We start from the raw sequence: 3,861 nt of genomic DNA, 5'->3' as shown, positions 1-3,861 counted from the left end.
CCGCCGCCGAGGACGCCAAGAAGAACTGCCCCGTCAGCCAGGCCCTGGCCGGCGTCAAGAACATCACCCTCGACGCCCAGCTCGTCTGACGAGACCGACGGCGCCACGGAGACCGGTTCGGGCCGGTCGCGTTCATCCCCAAAGTTTTGGGCCGGCCCGCCGCTTTCCGTCTTCCCGGGGCCGCTCCAAGCGGCTCTCAGGAACCGCTTGAACGACTGTGAACGACTGTGGAATACGAATCCGTGAGCCTGCCGCGCACAACGAGCCTGGAACTGACATCGGCGACCCGGGCCGGTGCGGCTGTCCGCAGTCCGTGCTCTCGGGTATCGGCGTGACGATTCCGTACGCGCCGAGCGGAGCGGAAGGCTCGCTGATGAATCTGCCGGCCGCGCTGCTCGTACTCCTTCTGGCAGCGGTGCTGATCGTCGGCGGCGCACTGTCCAAGAGCGTGACCCATGTGCTGGTCGTGATCAAGCTCGCGATCGTCCTGCTGGTGATCATCGTGGGGCTGTTCGTCGTCGACACCACGAACCATTTCCCGCTCGCCCCCGAGTCGCAGCACACCGCCGAAGTGGCCCGGCCGCAGGCGCCGTTGCTGTAGGTACTCACGGGCATCCCCTCGATTGCGCTGAGAGGAACGACTACCGGCTGTCCGTCCCGTCGGCCGGGTCGGCGGCTGCCCACCAGGCGATCACGCGAGCGGCCATTGCCTCGGGTGGCCGACTCGACGCGAGGCCGAAATGGACCTCCAGCTCGTGCCGCAGCTCGCCTCGCTCGTCGTGATCACCGTGCCGTACGTCATGGTGCTCGCGGCTGATCCTGACGAGGACCGGCCGCGTTCACGACGTTCGGAGCGCTGACCGAGGTGGTCAATATCGGCACACCCTTCGCCTTTGCCGCGGTCTCGGTGAATGTGCGTTCGGAATCAGAGGGTGAAGCCCTGTGTGTGGACCCACTGCGTGGTCTGGTGGGTGAAGGCGCGGGCGGCGGCGCTCTGGTAGGCGCTTTCGCGGCGGAGGAGGGTGACGGTGCGGGCGGGGAGTGCAGGGGTGAGGGGGATGGGGGTCAGGTGGGGGTGGTCGCGGGTGATCGCGTCGGGCAGGACGGTGGCCAGTGGGGTGCGGGCCGCGATCTCGGTGAGGGCGTTGATGGAGTTGGCCTCCGCCACGACGCGCGGTTGCACCTGGTGATCGGCGAAGTGCTGGTCGATGTGTCGGCGGGTGGCGAAGTCGCCGCTGAGCAGGGCCAGTTGGCGTTCGCGCAGATCGCTGATGGGCAGGGCGTCCGTCGAGCCGGTGTCGGGGTGGTGCGGGCCGACGACGAGGCTGAGCCGCTCGGTGAACAGCTCCGTGGCCTCGATGCCCGACAGGTGGGTGCCGCTGAAGGCGATGCCGAGGTCGAGCCGGTCGGCGAGGAGGTCGGCTTCGATGCGGTCCTGGGTCAACTCGCGTACGTCCAGGGTGATGCCGGGGTGGCGGGCGTAGAAGTCGGCGACGAGGGGGCCGATGAGGTACGCGGTGAAGGTGGGGGTGACCGCCAGCCGCAGGTGGCCGCGGGAGAGGTCGTGTACGTCCAGCACCGCCCGCTCGCCGGCCGCGAGGTCCCGCAGCGCGCGCTGGGCGTAGTGGACATAGGTCGCACCCGCGTCGGTGAGGCGCACGGTGCGGCCGGTGCGGTCCAGCAGCTGCACCCCAAGGGCCTTCTCCAGCTGGCGGATCTGCTGGGAGAGCGTGGGCTGGGCGATGCGCAGCTCTTCGGCGGCGCGGGTGAAGTTGGCGTGCTCGGCGACGGCGAGCAGATACCGCAGATGACGCAGTTCCGGCTTCATGCAATGAAGTATAGATGCCATCGATAGCTGTCAGTGGTATTGCGCCTTGGACGCTATAGCACCTGGTCATGCACAGTGAATGACGTCGGCCCCCACCGACACACCCGATCGAAGGGAGTCACGGGTCATGCGTCATCTCGCCGAGGGAATCGACCGCTTTCAGCGGGAGGTCTTCCCTGCCAAGGCCAAGCTCTTCGCCCGCCTGGCCAGCACCCACCAGCCCGGCACGCTGTTCATCAGCTGCTCCGACGCCCGCGTGGTCCCGGAGCTGATCACCCAGACCGACCCCGGTGAGCTGTTCGTCATCCGCACCGCCGGCAACCTCGTACCCGCCTACACGCCCGGCGCCGACGGGGTGGCCGCCAGCATCGAGTACGCGGTCGCGGTCCTGGGTGTAGGGGACATCATCGTCTGCGGGCACTCCGCCTGCGGCGCCATGACCGCCCTGGCCGAAGGCCACGACCTCACCGCCGCCCCGGCCATCTCCGACTGGCTGCGCCACGCGGATGCCGCCCGGGCCCGTACCGCCGCCGACCCGGGTGAGGACACGGTGGCCGCGCTGGTGCGGGACAACGTCGCCGCCCAGCTGGCGAACCTGGCCACCCACCCTTGCGTGGCCCGTGCCCTGGCCGCCGGCAGCGTGCGGCTGCACGGCTGGGTCTTCGACATCCCCACCGGAACCGTCGACGACATCACCGACACGCGTCCGGCCCTCGCGGCCTGACCCCGTATCCCATCCTCTCCCCCGCCCCGGCCCCACCCGGCCGGATGTCCGGGGCCCCATCTTCCCGATCCCCTCTGCCACTTCAGGGGACGGGCCGTCCGAAAGGAAGCATTCCCATGGTGCACGCCCAGTTCGACAACACCGCCCGTCAGCAGCTCGCGATCGCCGCGGTCGAGGCCAAGACCCGCCGTGACCTGTCCTGGCAGCAGATCGCCGATGTCACCGGCCTGTCCGTCGCCTTCGTCACCGCTGCCGTCCTCGGTCAGCACGCCCTGCCCGAGGCCGCGGCCAAGGCCGTCGCCGAGCTGCTCGGCCTCGACGACGACGCGGTCATGCTGCTCCAGACCATCCCGACCCGCGGCTCGATCGAGGGCGGCATCCCGACCGACCCGACGATCTACCGCTTCTACGAGATGCTCCAGGTCTACGGCACCACGCTGAAGGCCCTGGTCCACGAGCAGTTCGGCGACGGCATCATCTCCGCCATCAACTTCAAGCTGGACGTCAAGAAGGTCGCCGACCCCGAGGGCGGCGAGCGCGCCGTCATCACCCTCGACGGCAAGTACCTGCCCACCAAGCCCTTCTAAGGCGCCCAGGCAGCACCTCACTCCCGGAGCGGGCCCGGACAGCGACGTCCCCCGGCCCGCCCCGGGGCCCTCCTCTTTCTGCCCGCCGCCCCGTATCCCCGGGGCGGCGCGGCGCCCCTTCTCCCGTGGAGGTCTCCTCATGGACTTCGTGCAGCGCACCATCGACATCGCCCGCCAGAACGTCGCCGAGGGCGGTCGCCCCTTCGCGACCGTCATCGCCCGGGACGGCGAGATCCTCGCCGAGTCCCCCAACCTGGTCGCCCAGACAAGCGACCCGACCGCCCACGCCGAGATCCTCGCCATCCGCGAGGCCTGCACGAAGCTGGGCACCGAGCACCTGACCGGCACCACCATCTACGTACTCGCCCACCCCTGCCCGATGTGCCTGGGGTCGCTCTACTACTGCTCGCCGGACGAGGTCGTCTTCCTCACCACCCGCGACGCGTACGAGCCGCACTACGTGGACGACCGCAAGTACTTCGAACTCGACACCTTCTACGGCGAGTGCGCCAAGAACTGGGACGAGCGCCGCCTGCCCATGCGCTACGAGGCACGCGAGGACGCCACCGCGGTGTACCGGTTCTGGCAGGAGCGCAACGGCGGTGAGCGCCGCGTCGCCGGTGCGCCCACCGCCGTCTGACGCTCGGACCCGAAGCGATCGAGGCGGCGGGGGGGGGGGGGGGGGGGGGGGGGGGGGGGGGGGGGGGGGGGGGGGGGGGGGG

5 protein-coding genes and 1 pseudogene are annotated in these 3,861 nt (G+C 70.0%); 5 read left to right on the top strand and 1 reads right to left on the bottom strand.

Translation table 11 applies throughout. The annotated features are described in order from the left end of the window. A pseudogene (locus AC4IJH_RS43185) lies at positions 1-89 on the top strand (peroxiredoxin); the annotation flags it as partial. A 242-nt stretch (positions 90-331) separates the two neighbouring features. Continuing rightward, positions 332-601: a hypothetical protein gene (locus AC4IJH_RS43180; protein ID WP_490857516.1), complete on the top strand. Its 270-nt coding sequence runs from the start codon at positions 332-334 to the stop codon at positions 599-601. Positions 602-925: 324 nt separating this feature from the next. Here AC4IJH_RS43180 and cynR read toward each other — a convergent pair whose 3' ends face one another. After that, the gene (gene cynR, locus AC4IJH_RS43175; RefSeq protein ID WP_490857515.1) at positions 926-1,828 is read right to left on the bottom strand and encodes a transcriptional regulator CynR; all 903 of its coding nucleotides are present in this window, start codon (positions 1,826-1,828) and stop codon (positions 926-928) included. A 127-nt stretch (positions 1,829-1,955) separates the two neighbouring features. Between cynR and AC4IJH_RS43170 the strand changes: the two genes are divergently transcribed. The 3 genes from AC4IJH_RS43170 (at position 1,956) to AC4IJH_RS43160 (ending at position 3,779) form a co-directional block, all read left to right on the top strand. After that, a complete protein-coding gene (locus tag AC4IJH_RS43170) occupies positions 1,956-2,552 on the top strand; it encodes a carbonic anhydrase (RefSeq protein ID WP_490857514.1) in 597 nt (198 codons plus the stop codon). Positions 2,553-2,668: 116 nt separating this feature from the next. Further along, the gene (gene cynS / locus AC4IJH_RS43165; protein ID WP_490857513.1) at positions 2,669-3,139 is read left to right on the top strand and encodes a cyanase; all 471 of its coding nucleotides are present in this window, start codon (positions 2,669-2,671) and stop codon (positions 3,137-3,139) included. A gap of 139 nt (positions 3,140-3,278) precedes the next feature. Then, positions 3,279-3,779, top strand: a complete 501-nt coding sequence (locus AC4IJH_RS43160) for a nucleoside deaminase (RefSeq protein ID WP_490857512.1) — start codon at positions 3,279-3,281, stop codon at positions 3,777-3,779. The last annotated feature ends 82 nt before the right edge of the window (positions 3,780-3,861 follow it).

It is taken from the genome of Streptomyces sp. UF-297 (assembly GCF_058245575.1).
Note: the sequence above shows the minus strand (reverse complement) of the source record. Positions and strands in the feature narration are given on the sequence as shown.